Source organism: Acidovorax sp. GW823-FHT02H02, assembly GCF_058797075.1.
Window position 1 is genome coordinate 363,537 of record NZ_JBXAJH010000001.1, and the last position, 16,359, is coordinate 379,895.

Consider the following 16,359-nt stretch of genomic DNA (forward strand, 5'->3'; position numbering starts at 1 on the left):
ATTGAGGGGGTAGCCGGCCGCTACCCGCCTGCTGCGCAGGCCTGTGCGGACACCAGCCACCGGTGCGGCGCGATGCTAGCATTGCTGCTTGCCCGATGATTACAAATAGGTTACGAAATTGAGCCCGACACAACCCCTCTCCCTGGTGATCGCCACGCGCGAAAGCCGCCTGGCCCTGTGGCAAGCCGAACATGTGCAGGCCCTGCTGCGCGCGCGCGGCCACTCCGTATCGCTGCTGGGCATGACCACCCAGGGTGACCAGATCCTGGACCGCAGCCTCTCCAAGGTGGGCGGCAAGGGCCTGTTCGTCAAGGAACTGGAGGTGGCGCTCGAAGAAGGCCGTGCCCATATCGCCGTGCACTCGCTCAAGGACGTCCCCATGGATTTGCCCGCAGGCTTTGCCCTGGCCTGCGTGATGGAGCGCGAAGACCCGCGCGATGCCTTTGTCTCACCCCGCTACGCATCGCTCGACGCCCTGCCCCAGGGCGCGGTGGTCGGCACCTCCAGCCTGCGCCGCCAGGTGCTGCTGCAGGCCCTGCGGCCCGACCTCAGGATCGAGCCCCTGCGCGGCAACCTCGACACGCGCCTGCGCAAGCTCGATGAAGGCAACTACGACGCCATCGTGCTGGCGGCCGCGGGCCTCAAGCGCCTGGGCCTGCAGGATCGCATACGCACCGAATTCGCCACCACCGACATGCTGCCCGCCGCGGGCCAGGGTGCCCTGGGCATCGAGATCCGCAGCGACCGCCAGGACCTGATGGAGGCCCTGGCACCGCTGGCGCACCAGGAATCCTGGCTCACCGTGACGGCCGAACGTGCCGTCAGCCGCTCCATGGGCGGCAGCTGCTCGATGCCGCTGGCCGCGCATGGCCGACTGGTGCAGGGCACCCTGCACCTGGAAGCCGCCTGGGGCGACCCCGACGGCCGCACGCCCCTGGTGCGCGCCAGCGCCAGCGCCCCGGTGGCCACGCTGGCGGCGGCCGATGCCCTGGGCGTCGAGATTGCCGCCCGCCTGCGCGCCGGTGGCGCCCGGGGCGTTGACCCGGTGGCCGGCTGAGCCTGCGGTGGCCAGCGCCCGCATCATCGTCACCCGACCGGCGCGCGAGGCAGCGCGCTGGGTGGAGCAACTGGGCACGCGCGGCCATGCCGCCGCGGCGCTGCCCCTGATTGCCATTGGCCCCTGCACCGACCCCGCTGCCCGGGCCGCGCTGGCCCAGGCCCGCGCACACCTCGACCGCTACCGCGCCGCCATGTTTGTCAGCGGCAATGCCGCGGACTATTTTTTTGCACAAGAAGCGCCTCTGGCGCCTGATGCGATTGCGCCATCAGCGATCAAAACAAGAGCATGGGCACCTGGCCCCGGAACCGTGCAGGCGCTGGTGCATGCGGGGGTTCCCCGCGAGCGCATCGACAGCCCGGCGCCCGATGCCCTGCAGTTTGATTCGGAAGCCCTGTGGCAGCGGGTGGCGCCGCAGGTGCGCGCAGGCGACCGCATTCTCATCGTGCGTGGCTGCTCCGAGGGCTCGGCTCCCGGTCCGGGCCAGGGCCGGGACTGGCTGGCACGCCAGATCGAGCAGGCCGGCGCCACGGTGGATTTTGTGGTGGCCTACACCCGCGGCGCCCCGCGCCTCACGCCCGAGCTGACCGCGCTGGCCCATGCGGCCGCGAGCGACGGATCGTGGTGGCTGCTCAGCAGCTCGGAAGCCCTCACGCACCTGGCCAGCGCCGTGCCAGGCCTGGCTCTGCAGGCAGCGCGCGCCCTGGCCACGCACCCGCGCATTGCGCAAGCGGCACGCGCCGCCGGTTTTGGCCAGGTACAGGAATGCCGGCCCGCACTGGACGACGTGATGGCCTCGATAGAATCGGCGGCATGAGCCCCGAGCCCTCCATCGATCCGTCCACCCCAGCCGCCCCCGGCACCCCGGTGAGCGCCGCATCCGGCGCGGGCCCGGCGGAGGGCGTCGCCCCGGTCGCCACGCCGCGACACACCGGCGTTGGCACCTACCTGCTGGGCGCGGTGGCCATCGCGGCCCTGGTCAGCAGCGGGCTGCTGTGGCAAAAGCTCAGCACCATCCAGGAGCAGCTGGCACGCCAGTCGGCCGATGCAGGCACACAGGCCGTCGAAGCGCGGACCGTGGCGCGCCAGGCCGAAGAACTGGTACGCGACACGGCCGCCCGCCTCTCGGTGACCGAAGCCCGGGTGGGCGAGGTGGCACTGCAGCGCAGCCAGCTCGAAGAACTCATGCAAAGCCTGTCGCGATCGCGCGACGAAAACCTCGTGGTCGATATTGAATCGGCCATCCGCCTGGCGCAACAGCAGGCCCAGCTCACGGGCAGCCTCGAACCCCTGGTGGCCACGCTCAAGAGCGCAAACCAGCGCATCGAGCGCGCGGCACAGCCCCGCCTGGCCCCGGTGCAGCGCGCCATCGGCCGTGACCTCGACCGGCTCACCCGCGCCACCGTCACCGACACCGCCGGCCTGCTGGTCCGCCTCGACGACCTGGTGCGCCAGGTGGATGAACTGCCCGTGCAGAATGCCGTGGCCCAGGCCGCCGCCACGCGCCGCCTGGCAGCCGCAGCCCCCGGCCCTGCAAACGCGGGGGCAGCCCCGCAGGGTGACCAAGCCTGGTGGCAGACCACGCTGCAGCGCAGCTGGGAGGTCGTGCGCGACGAGGCCCGCAACCTGGTGCGCGTGAGCCGCATCGACCAGCCCGAGGCCATTTTGCTGGCCCCCGAGCAGACTTTCTTCCTGCGCGAGAACCTCAAGCTCAAGCTGCTCAACGCCCGCCTGGGGGTGCTGGCGCGCCAGTTCGAGTCGGCCCGCGCCGACCTGGCCGCCGCCACCGCGGCACTCAACAAGTATTTCGACCCTGCATCGCGCCGCACGCAGGCCGCCGCCTCCTTGCTGCAGACCGCCCAGGCCAGCATGAAGGCCGCCGAGCAGCCCCGTCTGGACGAAACCCTCTCTGCACTGGCCACGGCCGCTGCGGGAAGATGATGAAGCGCCCCCTGAGTCGCTTCGCGCCTTCCCCCTCTCTCGCTTCGCTGCGCGAAGCGGGAGGGGGACGCCCCCAGCGCGGCGGGGCGGCCCTTGCGCGGGGGCACTGGCTTTGGCCGTGCCAGTTTCACCGGTCGGCGCATAGCGCATTGGATCACTGATATGCGTGCTGCACTTTGGCTTTTGGCGTTGTTTGGCGTGGCCGTGGCCGCGGCCCTGTTTGCGGGCAACAACCAGGGCACCATCACGCTGTACTGGCCGCCCTACCGCATCGACCTGTCCCTGAACATGGTGGTGCTGCTGCTGGTGAGCACCTTCGTCACGGTGTATGCCGCGATGAGCGCGCTGGCCGCCCTGCTGGATTTGCCGCGCCAGGCCCTGCGGTGGCGCGTGCAGCAAAAAGAACGCGCCATGCACGGCGCCATGCTGGATGCCCTGACGCACATGCTCGCCGGTCGCTTCATCCGCTCGCGCAAGGCGGCACTGACGGCCCTGTCCAAGGAAGCAGCACTCACCACCGACGGTGAAACCGTGCCCCACGGCCTCCACCTGAGGACCATGGCGCACATGGTGGCCGCCGAAAGCTCACACGCGCTGCAGGACCGCGCCACGCGCGACACCCATTTGCAACAGGCCCTGGGCCAGGTGTCGGCAGGCGGCACCGCGCACGAGCAGGAACTGCGCGAAGGCGTGCACATGCGTGCCGCACGCTGGCTGCTGGATGACCGCGACGCCCGTGCCGCCCTCGAACGGCTTGCCGTTCTGCCGCAGGGCGCCGCCCGGCGCACGCTGGCGCTGCGCATCCGGCTCAAGGCCACCCGCCTGGCGCGGCAGACGCAGGACGCGCTGGACACGGCGCGCCTGCTGGGCAAGCACCACGCCTTCTCGGCCGGCGCCGCGCAAAGCATCGTGCGCGGCCTGGCCACCGAGCTCATCAATGGCGCGCACGACACGGCCCAGCTGCAACAGACCTGGCTGCACCTGGAACAGTCCGAACGCGGCATGCCGGAGCTGGCCATCCACGCTGCCCAGCGCCTGGCAACCGTGGGGGGCGAACCGGCACAGGTGAGGGCCTGGCTGCTGCCGGCCTGGGACCTCATGGTCAAGCAGCCGCAAGCCCTGCCCGACCCGCATGCGCTCAAACTGGTGCGGGCCCTCGAATCGACCCTGGATACGCTCGATGCCTCCTGGCTGGCGCGCATCGAATCCGCCCAGCAGGCCAACCCGCGCGATGCCCGCCTGCAATACCTGGCGGGCGTGGCCTGCCTGAAACGCGAGCTGTGGGGCAAGGCGCAGCAACTGCTGACCCAGGCCACCCCGCATTTGCCCGACGCCGGCCTGCGCGCCAGTGCCTGGCGCCATCTCGCCGAGCTGGCCGAGCGCCGCAACGACAGCGAAGCCGCCGCAGCCGCCTGGAAAAAGGCCGCACTCGCGCATTGAAGCGGCGCTGGCGCAGTGGGCCGCCGCCCTGGCGGTCAGCCCCTCTGCACGGCGTGCATTGGGGAACTTTGAGCGCAGACGGTCGATCAATTCAGTTTTTTTGAATTGAACCGTCAATCCATCTGAAACCCGTCCGTCCCATGACTCCCTAAACTGGAGCCATTCCTGCACGGCATCCGTCTGGCAACTGCTGCATACCGTGCAGCCTCGCGCCACGGACAACCCTCAACGCTTTCCCCGACATGCCTTCCTCCGACCCCGGCCAGGCCCTCGCCGCCCCACGCTACACCCACACCGCCATGCTGCTGCACTGGCTGCTGGGCATTGCGCTGGTCACCCTGTTTGGCCTCGGCCTGTACATGGCCGACCTGCCCTTTTCCCCCCAGCGCCTGAAGCTCTACAACTGGCACAAGTGGGCCGGGGTCAGCATCCTGGTGCTGTCGCTGCTGCGCCTGGCCTGGCGCCTGGTGCACCGGCCACCGCACCTGCCGGCCCGCATGCTAAACGCCATGCCCCGGTGGCAGCAGATGGCGCACCAAGGCGCGCACCACCTGCTGTACCTGCTGTTTTTCGCCGTGCCGCTGCTGGGCTGGGCCTACAGCTCGGCGGCGGGCTTTCCCATCGTGTTTCTCGGACTGTGGCAGTTGCCCGACTTCGCCCCGGTCAGCCCGGATCTGGCCGATGCACTGAAACCATTGCACAAGCTCAGCGCCATGGCCATGGCCGCACTCGTGCTGGCGCATGTGGCTGCCGCGCTCAAGCACCAGTTCATTGACCGCGACGGGCTGCTGCAGCGCATGCTGCCGGGTCGCCGCTGATCCCCGTCGCCCCATTTTTCAGGAGTGCCTCCCATGCAAGTTTCTTCCTACTTCTCGGCCCTGGCCCTGGGCAGCGCCGCCCTGCTGGCGACCCAGCCTGCACTGGCGCAGCAAAAGCTGGTGCCCGCCCAGAGCGAAGTGCAGTTCACCGCGCGCCAGATGGGCGTGCCACTGCAAGGCCATTTCAAGAAGTTCGACGCACAGGTCAGTTTTGACCCCGCCAAGCTGGCCACCAGCAAGATCGCCTTCACGGTGGACACCGGCAGCGCCACCATGGGCTCGCGCGAAACCGACTCCGAACTGCCCAAGCCCACCTGGTTCAACGTGCCCCAGTTCCCGCAGGCCACGTTCCAGTCCAGCGCCATCAAGGCCCTGGGCGCAGGCAAATTCGAGGTGGCCGGCAAGCTCAGCATCAAGGGCGTGGCCCGCGACGTGGTTGTGCCGGTCACACTGGTGCAAAACGGCGCCACCACCATGGCCACCGGCGCGCTGCCGCTCAAGCGCCTCGCGTTCAAGATCGGCGAGAACGAATGGGCCGACACCTCCATGGTGGCCGACGACGTGCAGGTGAAATTCAAGCTGGCACTCAGCGGTGTCGGCAAGTTCTGATCGCTTTTTTTGTTCCCCCTGTTTTCCCAACCTTTTCTTCAGGAGTTTTTTGATGCGTAAATCCCTCTTCGCCTTGGCTGCCACCGCCGTGCTGGCCACTGCCGCCCATGCAGCCCCCGCCACTTACGCCATTGACCCTACGCACACCTTTGCCACTTTCGAGATCAGCCACTTTGGCGCGTCCGTGAACCGCGGCCGCTTTGACAAGAAACAAGGCACCGTGCAGTTCGACAAGGCAGGCAAGAGCGGCAAGGTCGAGATCACCTTTGACGTCGCTTCGGTCAACACCGGCACCGCTGTTTTTGACAAGGATCTGATCGCTGAAGAAATTCTGAACGCAGCCAAGTACCCCACCGCCAAGTTTGTCTCCGACAAGTTCCACTTCAACGGCGACAAACTCGCCTCTGTCGATGGCAAGCTGACGCTGCTGGGCAACACCCAGCCCGTCACGCTCAAGGCCAACCAGTTTGCCTGCTATGAAAACCCCATGCTCAAGCGCGAAGTCTGCGGTGGCGACTTTGAAACCACCATTGACCGCACGGCGTTCGGTTTGAATTACGGCATCGACTGGGGCTTCCCGAAGAACGTGCGTCTGGTAATGCAGATCGAAGCTGTCAAGCAATAAGCAATTAGCAATAGGCGCCTGCCACACGCAAGGCGGACGAAGGCGCCATGCCCCACCCGGGCTGGCGCCTTTTTTATTGTTCGCGCAGTTCAACGGCATCGCCCATTGCTGCCGCATCCGCATCCGGCGGGCGAGCGAATGGACGGGACGCAAACCACCCAGCCGAAGAGGCACGTCGCGGTCAAGGCGGCCAATCCGCTCAAACCGCGCACCAACGAGCGCCCCGGGCAGGTGCCGGGCAAGCGCCGGGCACGGCATAAGCGCTTCGTAGTGGATAGCTTCCGATGCGTGCTGATAAAGCGACCGCGGCCAAACACACCCAAAATACCGGGGTGCGGGCGGCCTGTGTGGGCGGGCCGGTAAAATCATCGCATCCCGCCCCCAGTCAACCTGACGGCATCCTTAGAACGTGCTCACGATTGAGCAGTGGTCGCCCGATCGCAAACACGTTCCCAGGGGATGCCGTTTTCATTTGCCATTCCGCCATGAGCGACACCACTGCCCAACCCGGCCTCGACAGCCTCTCCAAGTCCTTCGAACCCGCCGCCCTGGAAGCCCACTGGGGCCCCGAGTGGGAGCGCCGCGGTTACGGCGCGGCGGGCGTTCGTGGCACCGGCGCGCCCCAGGCCGGCGCACCGTCTTTTGCCATCCAGCTGCCGCCCCCCAACGTGACGGGCACGCTGCACATGGGCCATGCGTTCAACCAGACGATCATGGACAGCCTCACCCGGTACCACCGCATGCGCGGGCACAACACGGCCTGGGTGCCTGGCACCGACCACGCCGGCATCGCCACGCAGATCGTGGTGGAGCGCCAGCTGCAGGAACAGGGCATCAGCCGCCACGACATGGGCCCCACCCCGCCCGAGGCGCGCAAGAATTTCGTCGCCAAGGTGTGGGAGTGGAAGGAAAAGAGCGGCAACACCATCACCACGCAGATGCGCCGCATGGGCGACAGCGTGGACTGGAGCCGCGAGTACTTCACCATGGACGACAAGCTCTCCAGGGTGGTGACCGAGACCTTCGTGCGCCTGTACGAGCAAGGCCTGATCTACCGCGGCAAGCGCCTCGTCAACTGGGACCCCAAGCTGCAGTCCGCCGTGTCCGACCTGGAAGTCGAGAACGAAGAAAAAGACGGCTCGCTGTGGCACATCGCCTACCCGCTGGCCGACGGCTCGGGCCAGCTCGTGGTGGCCACCACGCGCCCCGAGACCATGCTGGGCGACGTGGCGGTGATGGTGCACCCCGAGGATGAGCGTTACAAGCACCTGATCGGCCAGAAGGTCAACCTGCCGCTGTGCGACCGCCAGATTCCGGTGATTGCCGACGACTACGTGGACCGCGAATTCGGCACCGGCGTGGTCAAGGTCACGCCCGCGCACGACCAGAACGACTACGCCGTGGGCCAGCGCCACCAGCTGCCGATGATTTGCGTGCTGACCCTGCAGGCCACGGTGAACGAGAACGCCCCGGCCAAATACCAGGGCATGGACCGCTTCGTGGCGCGCAAGGCCGTGGTGGCCGACCTCGAAGCCCTGGGCCTGCTGATCGAAACCAAGAAGCACAAGCTCATGGTGCCGATCTGCACCCGCACCGGCCAGGTGGTCGAGCCCATGCTGACCGACCAGTGGTTCGTGGCCATGAGCAAGGTGGGCGCGGGCGACGCCACCGGCAAGAGCATTGCGCAAAAGGCCATCGATGCCGTGGCCAGCGGCGAGGTGACCTTTGTGCCCGAGAACTGGGTCAACACCTACAACCAGTGGATGAACAACATCCAGGACTGGTGCATCAGCCGCCAGCTGTGGTGGGGCCACCAGATTCCGGCCTGGTACGACGAAAACGGCAACGTGATCGTGGCCCGCAACGAGGCCGAGGCCCAGGCCAAGGCCCCGGGCAAGCAGCTGCGCCGTGACGAAGACGTGCTCGACACCTGGTATTCGTCGGCCCTCGTGCCGTTTTCCACCATGGGCTGGCCGAACCAGGGCGACAGCGCCACCGACGATTTCAACCTCTACCTGCCCAGCAGCGTGCTGGTGACGGGCTACGACATCATCTTCTTCTGGGTCGCCCGGATGATCATGATGACCACGCACTTCACGGGCCGCGTGCCGTTCAAGCATGTGTACATCCACGGCCTGGTGCGCGACGCACAGGGCAAGAAGATGTCCAAGTCCGAAGGCAACGTGCTCGACCCGGTGGACCTGATCGACGGCATCGCCCTGGAGCCGCTGCTCGACAAGCGCACCACCGGCCTGCGCAAGCCCGAAACGGCGCCCACCGTGCGCAAGAACACGCAAAAGGAATTCCCCGAGGGCATTCCGGCCTACGGCGCCGATGCGCTGCGCTTCACCTTCGCCGCGCTGGCCAGCCTGGGCCGCAGCATCAACTTCGACAGCAAGCGCTGCGAGGGCTACCGCAACTTCTGCAACAAGCTCTGGAACGCCAGCCGCTTTGTGCTGATGAACTGCGAAGGCCAGGACTGCGGGCTGGATGCGAGCCAGGGCTGCACCGAGAGCTACATGCACTTCAGCCAGGCCGACCGCTGGATCACCTCGCTGCTGCAAAAGACCGAGGCCGAGGTGGCCAAGGGCTTTGCAGAGTACCGCCTGGACAACGTGGCCAACACGATCTACGACTTCGTCTGGAACGAGTACTGCGACTGGTACCTGGAAATCGCCAAGGTGCAGATCCAGAACGGCACCGAGGCCGAGCAGCGCGCCACGCGCCGCACGCTGATCCGCACGCTCGAAGCCATCCTGCGCCTGGCCCACCCCATCATCCCGTTCATCACCGAAGCCCTGTGGCAGACGGTGGCACCCGTGGCCGGATTGAAGGGCGAGTCGGTCAGCATTGCCCGCTACCCCGAGGCCCAGCCCGAGAAGATCGACGAGGCTTCCATGGCCCACATGGGCCGCGTCAAGGGCCTGGTGGACGCCTGCCGCGCCCTGCGCGGCGAGATGAACGTCTCGCCCTCCACCCGCCTGCCGTTGTTCGTGGTGGGCGATACCGCCTTCATGCGCGGCGTGGCCCCGGTGCTGCAGGCCCTGGCCAAGCTCAGCGAAGTCAAGGTGTTTGACGACGAGGCCGCCTGGGCCGCCGCGGCGCAGGCCGCGCCCGTGGCCGTGGTGGGCGATGCCCGCATGTGCCTGTACATGGAGATCGACGTGGCCGCCGAAAAGGCCCGCTTGACCAAGGAAGCCACCCGCATCGAAGGCGAGATCACCAAGGCAAACAACAAGCTCTCCAACGAGGCCTTTGTGGCCAAGGCCCCCCCGGCCGTGATCGACCAGGAGAAAAAGCGCATCGCCGACTTTGGCGCCACGCTGGCCCGCCTGCGGGACCAGCTGGCCCGCCTGGGCTAAGGCTCTTTTCACCACCCACCGCACGCACCATGATCCAGCCCAACAACACCCCCGTCCGCAAAGCCGTGTTTCCCGTGGCAGGCCTCGGCACCCGCTTCCTGCCGGCCACCAAGGCATCGCCCAAGGAAATGCTGCCCGTGGTGGACAAGCCGTTGATCCAGTACGCCGTGGAAGAAGCCTACGCGGCCGGCATCCGCCACATGATCTTCGTCACCGGCCGCAGCAAGCGCGCCATTGAAGACCATTTCGACACCGCCTACGAACTGGAGGCCGAGCTGGAAGCCGCCGGCAAGAAAGAGCTGCTGGAGCTGGTGCGCTCCATCCAGCCCGACGACATGGACTGCGCCTTTGTGCGCCAGCCGCGCTCGCTGGGCCTGGGCCATGCCGTGCTGTGCGCCGAGGCGCTGGTGGGCAACGAGCCCTTTGCCGTGCTGCTGGCCGACGACCTGATGGTGGGCCCGCCCGGTGGCGAAGCCGTGCTGGCGCAGATGGCCACCGCGTTTCGCCAGCAGGGGCGCTCGGTGATTGCCGTGCAGGAGGTGCCGCTCGACCAGGTCCACCGCTACGGCATCGTGGCGGGCGAGCCCGCCGGCGGCCCGCTGATCCGCATCGAGCGCATCGTTGAAAAACCCAAGGCCGACGTAGCCCCTTCGCGCATGGGCGTGGCCGGCCGCTACATCCTCACGCCCGGCATCTTCAACGAGATCCGCAACCAGCCGCGCGGCGTGGGCGGTGAAATCCAGCTCACCGACGGCATCGCCCGCCTGATGCAGAACGAGGCGGTGTATGCCTTTCAATACGAAGGCAAGCGCTACGACTGCGGCAGCAAGGAAGGTTTCCTGGAAGCCACGGTGGAGCTGGCCCTGCAGCACCCGCAGGTGGGCGCGCAGTTTCGCGAATACCTCAAGGCCCTGGCGCTGTAACCCTCGCGCTTCACTTGCGATAGCTGCCAGCGTTTTCCAGAAAAGCGCTGGCAGCCATTCTGACTAGCGCCGCCGCAGAACATGGATGTATTCCACCCCCTCCGTCTTCTGCTCCACCAGTTCATTGCCGGTCTGCTTGGCGAAGGCCTGGAAGTCACGCAGCGAGCCGCCGTCGGTGGCCAGCACCTTGAGCAGCTGGCCGCTGGCCATGTCGGCCAGGGCCTTCTTGGCCTTGAGAATGGGCAGGGGGCAGTTCAGGCCCCGGGTGTCGATTTCTTTGTGAATTTCCATGGTCTTCAATCCTTTGGCAGTTGCAGTTGCGGGTCGTCCAGCCCGCGCCGCCGTTCTGCATTTTCCTCGGCCGTAAAAAACACCGGCTCGTGCCCCCGCGTGCGCAACCAGTCGGCCAGCGCGTAGCCCGTGCCCGCAGGCCAGCACCTGAGGTCTGGCAGATCGTACAGCCGATAGTCCACCAGCTCGGGCGACAGCCGCACCTCCCCTTCGGCCACCACATGGTAGGCAATGATGATCTGGTTCATGCGCAGAAACTCGTAGGCCCCCACCAGCGTGGTGGAGCGCACATCGAGGTTGGTCTCTTCCTTGACCTCGCGCGCAATGCCTTCCTGCGGCGACTCGCCCGCCTCCATGAAGCCGGTGATCAGCGCAAACATCTTGCCCGGCCAGGCCGCATTGCGCGCCAGCAGCACCTTGCCGTCCATCTCCACAATGGCCGCCAGCACGGGCGTGGGGTTGTTCCAGTGCGTCCAGCCGCAGGCGGGGCAGCGCAGCCGCTCCTTGTAGCCGCCATCTTCCGCCAGGATGATGGCTTGCAGGGCGGTGCCGCAGTGCGTGCAGTGGCGTGCTTCGTAATGCATAGACTATTATTTTTGTAGCTACCAGCGCTTATCCATCAAGCGCCAGAAGCCGATTTCAGCAAAAACCGGTTTCCACCATGGCCGATGGCATCACGCAGGAAACACGCCGGTGGACAGATAGCGGTCGCCCCGGTCGCACACGATGAAGACGATGGTGGCATTGCTCTCGCGCTGTGCGATCTGCTGCGCCACCCAGCAGGCGCCCGCTGCCGAAATGCCCCCGAAGATGCCCTCCTCGCGCGCCAGGCGGCGGCACATTTCCTCGGCGTCGTCCTGGCTCACATAGACCATCTCATCGACCGCCGTGGCGTCGTAGATCTTGGGCAGATATTCCTGCGGCCACTTGCGGATGCCCGGAATGCGCGAGCCCTCTTGCGGCTGCGCCCCGATGATCTGGATGGCCGGGTTCTTCTCTTTCAGGAAGCGCGACACCCCGGTGATGGTGCCCGTGGTGCCCATGGCGCTCACAAAGTGGGTGATGCGCCCGCCCGTCTGCTCCCACAGCTCGGGGCCGGTGGTCTCGTAGTGGATGCGCGGGTTGTCGGGGTTGGCGAACTGGTCCAGCACCTTGCCCTCGCCACGCTTTTGCATGGCCTCGGCCAGGTCGCGGGCATGCTCCATGCCGCCACTCTTGGGCGTCAGCACCAGCTCGGCGCCAAAAGCCTTCATGGTCTGCGCGCGCTCGATGGACAGGTCCTCGGGCATCACCAGCACCATGCGGTAGCCCTTGATGGCCGCCGCCATGGCCAGCGCAATGCCGGTGTTGCCCGACGTGGCCTCGATCAGCGTATCGCCGGGGCGGATGTCGCCACGCTCTTCGGCGCGGCGGATCATGGACAGCGCAGGGCGGTCTTTCACCGACCCGGCCGGGTTGTTGCCCTCCAGCTTGCCCAGCACCACATTGCCCCGCGCTGCGTTGTCCTGGGCCCCAATGCGCTGCAGCGCCACCAGCGGTGTCTGGCCTACCGCGTCTTCAATCGTCGGATATTTCATACGCCCTACTGTGCCATAATTCAGGGCTTCACATATTCTGCCCGGGTGGTGAAATTGGTAGACGCAGGGGACTCAAAATCCCCCGCCGCAAGGCGTGCCGGTTCGATTCCGGCCCCGGGCACCATCTGATCATGTCAGATGGCTCTGGCCGTCAGCGCCATGAGTCCCAGCAACCCGCATGCCCGCCGGCATTGCGGGTTTTTTCACGCCCGCGCGCAGCTGTGCAGTTGGTTACACCCCGCGCGTCAACGCGACCCTTCGGCCCGCCGTTGTTCGGTTATGGTCCCTGGACGGCAGGGGGCGCGGATGCGTCCGCAGCATCGACGTGCTGATTGACTGACGCTGCGGTTTTCCGCACAAGAATGAAAGAGCGAATGAAAATGAATCGAATCTCTGCCAACGGCCTGATCGGCGGCGCCCTGTTCCTCCTCAGTGCCGCCGCCAGCGCCGGCACCAATGTCAGCGTGGGTATCGGTGTGAACTTGCCCGGCGTGGCGGTCGTACCGGTGGCCCCCGTGTATGCCCCCGCGCCGGTCTATGTCCAGCCGGCCCCGGTGTATGCGCCGCAACCCGTCTACGTGGCCCCGCGGCCCGTCTACATCCAGCGCGAGCGTGACGACGATGACGACCAAGGCAACCGCGGCTGGCGCGGCCGCGGCCATGGGGGCAAGCACGGGAAGCGGCACGACGACTGAGCAGTCGGTGCCGGGCCGCATGCACCTGCGCGCGGCGCACAGCCGCCGCGCGTGCCAGGCCTTCAGGCGGCCTGAAGCAGCGCCTCGGCCAGACGCGCCTGCGTGGCCTGCCCGGCGCTCAGCCGCTGACGCAGGTCGGCGCACAGGCGGCGCAGGGCTTCGACGCGGGCGACGATGCGGACTTGTTCGGCGAGGGGAGGCAATGCAAAGACAAGCCCCGCAACCTGTTTGGTGGAAATGTGAGGAACGCCGTTGCTGCGGCCGGGATCGATAGTACCGACAAACAAGTCGGACTGGAGCCAACAGGTTGCCGTCATGCGATGTTCAAGAGAACCTAGGCCAACCCCAGCGGCAACTCCCGCGCATCCAGTCCCATGGCCTGAAGCTCTCGCCGGAAATGCGTCATTGCCAGCGGATATGCCTGGGCCACAAGTACGTACTGGTAATCGTTGTCTTCCAGCAGAGGCGCAACCGACTTTTCCGAAACCTCGCTCGAATAGAAAAACTTTGCTTCGTACTCACCGGAAAATGTGGCCACATCGGTGGCGTCCTGCGGATTCGCTGCCGTGGCCTGCAGCTTGATCATGACTCCCAACATCAGCCCCGCCCCTGCAACGATGGGTACGGCCAAGGCCAAGTCAATTTCCTGTTGCAAGTTCATCTGCATCTGCATGCCGGCAGCATCCCCCTTGTTCTGGCCTGAGAAGGCCAGAACGCGGAAGGTCCGTAGCACGGGGCGAGGTACGCTTAGTTCTGACATGACGCCTCACCATGGGTGAATCGGCGGAATGGCCTAGGGCTGTAGCGCGGTTCGGTCTGCTCCATCTCTGCACGCACTGCCGTCAGATTGACCACCTTGGCGCCCACGTGCACCGGCTTGCGCTGCTGCGTGAACTCGCCCTGCATACCCTTCTCTTCGACCAGCGCCCAAAAAGTTTCAGGGCTGCGGCGCACAAGACGCAGCAAGGTGTCCATCGCCTCTGACTGGGCCACACCGTCGTTTTCGTACTTGCTGAACGCCACTGGGCCGCCGCCAAACAGCCTGGCCGCCTGGGCCTGGGTGAGCTTGTACTGTTTGCGTAGCGCGGTGATCTCCTCACCGGTCAGCAACCCATCCACCTGCTTGCGAAATGCCATCAGGACACGCTTGTTCAGCTTGCTTTCGGCCATCCCAGCAAAATCAGACGTGCAGGTGTCGCACTGCTTGTAATGCAAGGGCAGGTTTGCCTTGTGGCCCTTGTACTCACTCTCCACCATCTGCACCGATGCGAAGACATGGCCTTCACCGCAAATGGGGCACAGTTCTTGTGCGCTCATCGAGGCACTCCTTTCAAGCGTGGCAAGACACGATCAGGACCAAGGCCCCGGTCTTGCTCACAGCAAACTTCAAAAAATATTCCATCCGAACAGGCCGCCCCGTCGCCGGAGCGGTCTCTACCAAGCTGATGCTATAGGCGTCACAGGCCGCCCAGGCACCCTTGCCGTTTTCGCACCATTCCGAGTCGATGTAATCCCCCGGCTTCAGCACCGAGATCAAATCACCCACGCGCTCCAAGTCATCGTCAAACCACTTGCGCACATCCTTGCGGCACTTCTCCGTCCAGGCGTTGATTCGGCTCTCATCACGTGCCAAGGTCTGCACCAGCTGCAGCTCGTACAGCGGCCCGTTCGCGATCTTGACGCGCCCCTGCCCGTCCTCGGGAGGATTCAGACTGTACTCCGAAAGGACGAAAATTTTTACCATTATGGTAATTTATATGGAGGATGGGATCGTCACGCCACAGAAGCCACCAGCGCCTCGGCCAGACGGGCCTGCACGGACTGGCGTTCGGCCAGGCGCTGGCGCAGGTCGGAGCACAGGCGGCGCAGGGCAGTGACACGGTTGACGATGCGGGACTGTTCGGAGAGAGGAGGAAGAGCAACCACGGATGAGCGAAGTTGCCCCAACGAAATGAAAGATTGCACGCCACCAGCAGCACGTTCTTTCATCCCCGCCGCTTCAGCCTGCAACACAAGCAAAAGGTACTTGGGGCAGGACAAGGCGGCCGCGTAATACTTGAATAGCGCGACGTTTTTTACGCTGAACTCTGTATCTATATCAACAATGACGGGATTTCCAATGCTGCCAATCATTGCAAAGAGAATATCGTCGCGATCAACTCTGGAACGAGCAGATATCTGTTCGTGATCAGCAGGCGAAATCAGCTTTACGTCTGATAAATCAAGCACCCCCCCATAGAGATTCTTGCTTGTTACAAGCGGAAATCCCGTGGACTGATATTTGGGGGTATCGTGCGTTCCGTCGCGTACGTCATACGCCTGTTGCAGCCTCACCCACTCCCACCCCACCGGCAACTCAAACGGTTTTTCCTCGTCGGTGATGGGCGGCAGGGGCTTGTCGCGTTTGATCTGGCCTGCGGCGATGAGGCGGTCTTTTTCGGCGCGGATCTTTTGCAGCAGAACGCTGGCGGGTTCATCGGTGGGGTCTTGGGGCACGAGCAGGCCGCGCACGGCCAGTTGCAGCAGGGTTTGATCCAGAGCGTCGATGGCTTCGGGGCGGTCCAGCAGCAGGTCGAAGTGCTGGGCCACGCGCTGCCAGTTGGCGGCCAGCTCCTCGGGCGTGGTGCTGGCGGTGAGTGTGCCCAGCAGGGTGCTGAGCAGTTGGGCGTGCTGGGCGGATTCCAGCCGGCCCTTGGCCTCCAGCGCATCGCACAGGCGCATGAGTTCTTCGACGCGGGTGACGATGCGGGATTGTTCGGGCAACGGCGGCACCGGAATCAGGAACTGGCCGAGCTTGGCAATGCTCAAGCCTTCTCGTGAGACGCCGACCTGCACATCCATGACGGTCTGTTGAACGTGCCGAGAGACAAGCACCTTGTGCAAGAAGGCATTAAGTTCCGGCAGCACCGCGCGAATGATGGTGACGTGTTGGCTAACGTTTGCCGGGCCTGTCCGAATTTCTGTGTGTGAGGCTCATTGAACCTTCACCGATTTCGTGAAGCTGGTTGACTATCTTACGTG

The 16,359-nt window shown here is 65.5% G+C and carries 18 protein-coding genes and 1 tRNA gene; 11 read left to right on the top strand and 8 right to left on the bottom strand.

Annotated elements, in window-relative coordinates; genetic code table 11:
• Window positions 1–118 precede the first annotated feature (118 nt).
• From hemC to galU, 9 genes are all read left to right on the top strand, one after another.
• The gene (hemC, locus tag AC1RDS_RS01660; protein ID WP_492226638.1) at window positions 119–1,057 is read left to right on the top strand and encodes a hydroxymethylbilane synthase; all 939 of its coding nucleotides are present in this window, start codon (window positions 119–121) and stop codon (window positions 1,055–1,057) included.
• Between the two features lie 7 nt (window positions 1,058–1,064).
• Window positions 1,065–1,874, top strand: a complete 810-nt coding sequence (locus AC1RDS_RS01665; protein WP_492226639.1) for a uroporphyrinogen-III synthase — start codon at window positions 1,065–1,067, stop codon at window positions 1,872–1,874.
• Window positions 1,871–2,998, top strand: a complete 1,128-nt coding sequence (locus AC1RDS_RS01670) for a uroporphyrinogen-III C-methyltransferase (protein ID WP_492226640.1) — start codon at window positions 1,871–1,873, stop codon at window positions 2,996–2,998. Before AC1RDS_RS01665 ends, AC1RDS_RS01670 begins: the two co-directional genes overlap by 4 nt.
• Before the next feature lie 162 nt (window positions 2,999–3,160).
• Window positions 3,161–4,438: a heme biosynthesis HemY N-terminal domain-containing protein gene (locus AC1RDS_RS01675; protein ID WP_492226641.1), complete on the top strand. Its 1,278-nt coding sequence runs from the start codon at window positions 3,161–3,163 to the stop codon at window positions 4,436–4,438.
• A 242-nt stretch (window positions 4,439–4,680) separates the two neighbouring features.
• Window positions 4,681–5,256, top strand: coding sequence for a cytochrome b (locus AC1RDS_RS01680; RefSeq protein WP_287877511.1), 576 nt, complete (start codon window positions 4,681–4,683; stop codon window positions 5,254–5,256).
• A gap of 33 nt (window positions 5,257–5,289) precedes the next feature.
• Window positions 5,290–5,865 (top strand): YceI family protein, encoded by a 576-nt coding sequence (locus tag AC1RDS_RS01685; RefSeq protein ID WP_287877513.1) that lies wholly within the window; start codon window positions 5,290–5,292, stop codon window positions 5,863–5,865.
• A 52-nt stretch (window positions 5,866–5,917) separates the two neighbouring features.
• Complete coding sequence (locus tag AC1RDS_RS01690; RefSeq protein ID WP_092698392.1) at window positions 5,918–6,490, top strand: YceI family protein; 573 nt, start codon at window positions 5,918–5,920, stop codon at window positions 6,488–6,490.
• 485 nt (window positions 6,491–6,975) lie between these two features.
• Window positions 6,976–9,852: a valine--tRNA ligase gene (locus AC1RDS_RS01695; RefSeq protein ID WP_092701005.1), complete on the top strand. Its 2,877-nt coding sequence runs from the start codon at window positions 6,976–6,978 to the stop codon at window positions 9,850–9,852.
• 29 nt (window positions 9,853–9,881) lie between these two features.
• Complete coding sequence (gene galU / locus AC1RDS_RS01700) at window positions 9,882–10,775, top strand: UTP--glucose-1-phosphate uridylyltransferase GalU (RefSeq protein WP_026434554.1); 894 nt, start codon at window positions 9,882–9,884, stop codon at window positions 10,773–10,775.
• A 63-nt stretch (window positions 10,776–10,838) separates the two neighbouring features.
• On the opposite strand, the gene AC1RDS_RS01705 is transcribed toward galU, so the two are convergent.
• The 3 genes from AC1RDS_RS01705 to cysM all read right to left on the bottom strand — a co-directional run bounded on the left by AC1RDS_RS01705 (window position 10,839) and on the right by cysM (window position 12,643).
• The gene (locus AC1RDS_RS01705) at window positions 10,839–11,066 is read right to left on the bottom strand and encodes a sulfurtransferase TusA family protein (RefSeq protein ID WP_026434555.1); all 228 of its coding nucleotides are present in this window, start codon (window positions 11,064–11,066) and stop codon (window positions 10,839–10,841) included.
• A 5-nt stretch (window positions 11,067–11,071) separates the two neighbouring features.
• Complete coding sequence (locus AC1RDS_RS01710) at window positions 11,072–11,650, bottom strand: NUDIX domain-containing protein (protein ID WP_026434556.1); 579 nt, start codon at window positions 11,648–11,650, stop codon at window positions 11,072–11,074.
• Window positions 11,651–11,740: 90 nt separating this feature from the next.
• Window positions 11,741–12,643 carry a cysteine synthase CysM gene (cysM, locus tag AC1RDS_RS01715; RefSeq protein ID WP_092701008.1) on the bottom strand — a complete coding sequence of 301 codons (903 nt, stop codon included), beginning with the start codon at window positions 12,641–12,643 and terminating at the stop codon, window positions 11,741–11,743.
• A gap of 39 nt (window positions 12,644–12,682) precedes the next feature.
• Here cysM and AC1RDS_RS01720 point away from each other — a divergent pair.
• Window positions 12,683–12,767 (top strand) — tRNA-Leu (locus AC1RDS_RS01720).
• Window positions 12,768–13,023: 256 nt separating this feature from the next.
• Complete coding sequence (locus AC1RDS_RS01725) at window positions 13,024–13,338, top strand: hypothetical protein (RefSeq protein WP_287877521.1); 315 nt, start codon at window positions 13,024–13,026, stop codon at window positions 13,336–13,338.
• A 62-nt stretch (window positions 13,339–13,400) separates the two neighbouring features.
• Here the strand turns inward: AC1RDS_RS01725 and AC1RDS_RS01730 are convergent, their stop codons facing one another.
• Genes AC1RDS_RS01730 through AC1RDS_RS01750 form a run of 5 tightly spaced genes read right to left on the bottom strand, consistent with a single transcriptional unit; the run spans window position 13,401 to window position 16,296 of the window.
• Window positions 13,401–13,655 carry a restriction endonuclease subunit S domain-containing protein gene (locus AC1RDS_RS01730; protein ID WP_139285363.1) on the bottom strand — a complete coding sequence of 85 codons (255 nt, stop codon included), beginning with the start codon at window positions 13,653–13,655 and terminating at the stop codon, window positions 13,401–13,403.
• 17 nt (window positions 13,656–13,672) lie between these two features.
• Window positions 13,673–14,098: a hypothetical protein gene (locus AC1RDS_RS01735; protein WP_492226642.1), complete on the bottom strand. Its 426-nt coding sequence runs from the start codon at window positions 14,096–14,098 to the stop codon at window positions 13,673–13,675.
• Window positions 14,086–14,655 (bottom strand): type II toxin-antitoxin system MqsA family antitoxin, encoded by a 570-nt coding sequence (locus AC1RDS_RS01740; protein WP_492226643.1) that lies wholly within the window; start codon window positions 14,653–14,655, stop codon window positions 14,086–14,088. Before AC1RDS_RS01740 ends, AC1RDS_RS01735 begins: the two co-directional genes overlap by 13 nt.
• 13 nt (window positions 14,656–14,668) lie before the next feature.
• The gene (locus tag AC1RDS_RS01745) at window positions 14,669–15,082 is read right to left on the bottom strand and encodes a hypothetical protein (protein WP_092698595.1); all 414 of its coding nucleotides are present in this window, start codon (window positions 15,080–15,082) and stop codon (window positions 14,669–14,671) included.
• 29 nt (window positions 15,083–15,111) lie between these two features.
• On the bottom strand, window positions 15,112–16,296 hold the full coding sequence (locus AC1RDS_RS01750) for a restriction endonuclease subunit S (protein ID WP_492226646.1): 1,185 nt from the start codon (window positions 16,294–16,296) through the stop codon (window positions 15,112–15,114).
• Window positions 16,297–16,359 lie beyond the last annotated feature (63 nt).

Bases quoted from the DNA above. Each gene is read 5' to 3' on its own strand.
- AC1RDS_RS01675 (WP_492226641.1), top strand. From the start codon at position 3,161: ATGCGTGCTGCACTTTGGCTTTTGGCGTTGTTTGGCGTGGCCGTGGCC.
- AC1RDS_RS01705 (WP_026434555.1), bottom strand. From the start codon at position 11,066: ATGGAAATTCACAAAGAAATCGACACCCGGGGCCTGAACTGCCCCCTG.
- AC1RDS_RS01735 (WP_492226642.1), bottom strand. From the start codon at position 14,098: ATGTCAGAACTAAGCGTACCTCGCCCCGTGCTACGGACCTTCCGCGTT.
- AC1RDS_RS01690 (WP_092698392.1), top strand. From the start codon at position 5,918: ATGCGTAAATCCCTCTTCGCCTTGGCTGCCACCGCCGTGCTGGCCACT.
- cysM (WP_092701008.1), bottom strand. From the start codon at position 12,643: ATGAAATATCCGACGATTGAAGACGCGGTAGGCCAGACACCGCTGGTG.
- AC1RDS_RS01680 (WP_287877511.1), top strand. From the start codon at position 4,681: ATGCCTTCCTCCGACCCCGGCCAGGCCCTCGCCGCCCCACGCTACACC.
- galU (WP_026434554.1), top strand. From the start codon at position 9,882: ATGATCCAGCCCAACAACACCCCCGTCCGCAAAGCCGTGTTTCCCGTG.
- AC1RDS_RS01725 (WP_287877521.1), top strand. From the start codon at position 13,024: ATGAATCGAATCTCTGCCAACGGCCTGATCGGCGGCGCCCTGTTCCTC.
- AC1RDS_RS01695 (WP_092701005.1), top strand. From the start codon at position 6,976: ATGAGCGACACCACTGCCCAACCCGGCCTCGACAGCCTCTCCAAGTCC.
- AC1RDS_RS01730 (WP_139285363.1), bottom strand. From the start codon at position 13,655: ATGACGGCAACCTGTTGGCTCCAGTCCGACTTGTTTGTCGGTACTATC.
- AC1RDS_RS01710 (WP_026434556.1), bottom strand. From the start codon at position 11,650: ATGCATTACGAAGCACGCCACTGCACGCACTGCGGCACCGCCCTGCAA.
- AC1RDS_RS01745 (WP_092698595.1), bottom strand. From the start codon at position 15,082: ATGGTAAAAATTTTCGTCCTTTCGGAGTACAGTCTGAATCCTCCCGAG.
- AC1RDS_RS01685 (WP_287877513.1), top strand. From the start codon at position 5,290: ATGCAAGTTTCTTCCTACTTCTCGGCCCTGGCCCTGGGCAGCGCCGCC.
- AC1RDS_RS01740 (WP_492226643.1), bottom strand. From the start codon at position 14,655: ATGAGCGCACAAGAACTGTGCCCCATTTGCGGTGAAGGCCATGTCTTC.
- AC1RDS_RS01670 (WP_492226640.1), top strand. From the start codon at position 1,871: ATGAGCCCCGAGCCCTCCATCGATCCGTCCACCCCAGCCGCCCCCGGC.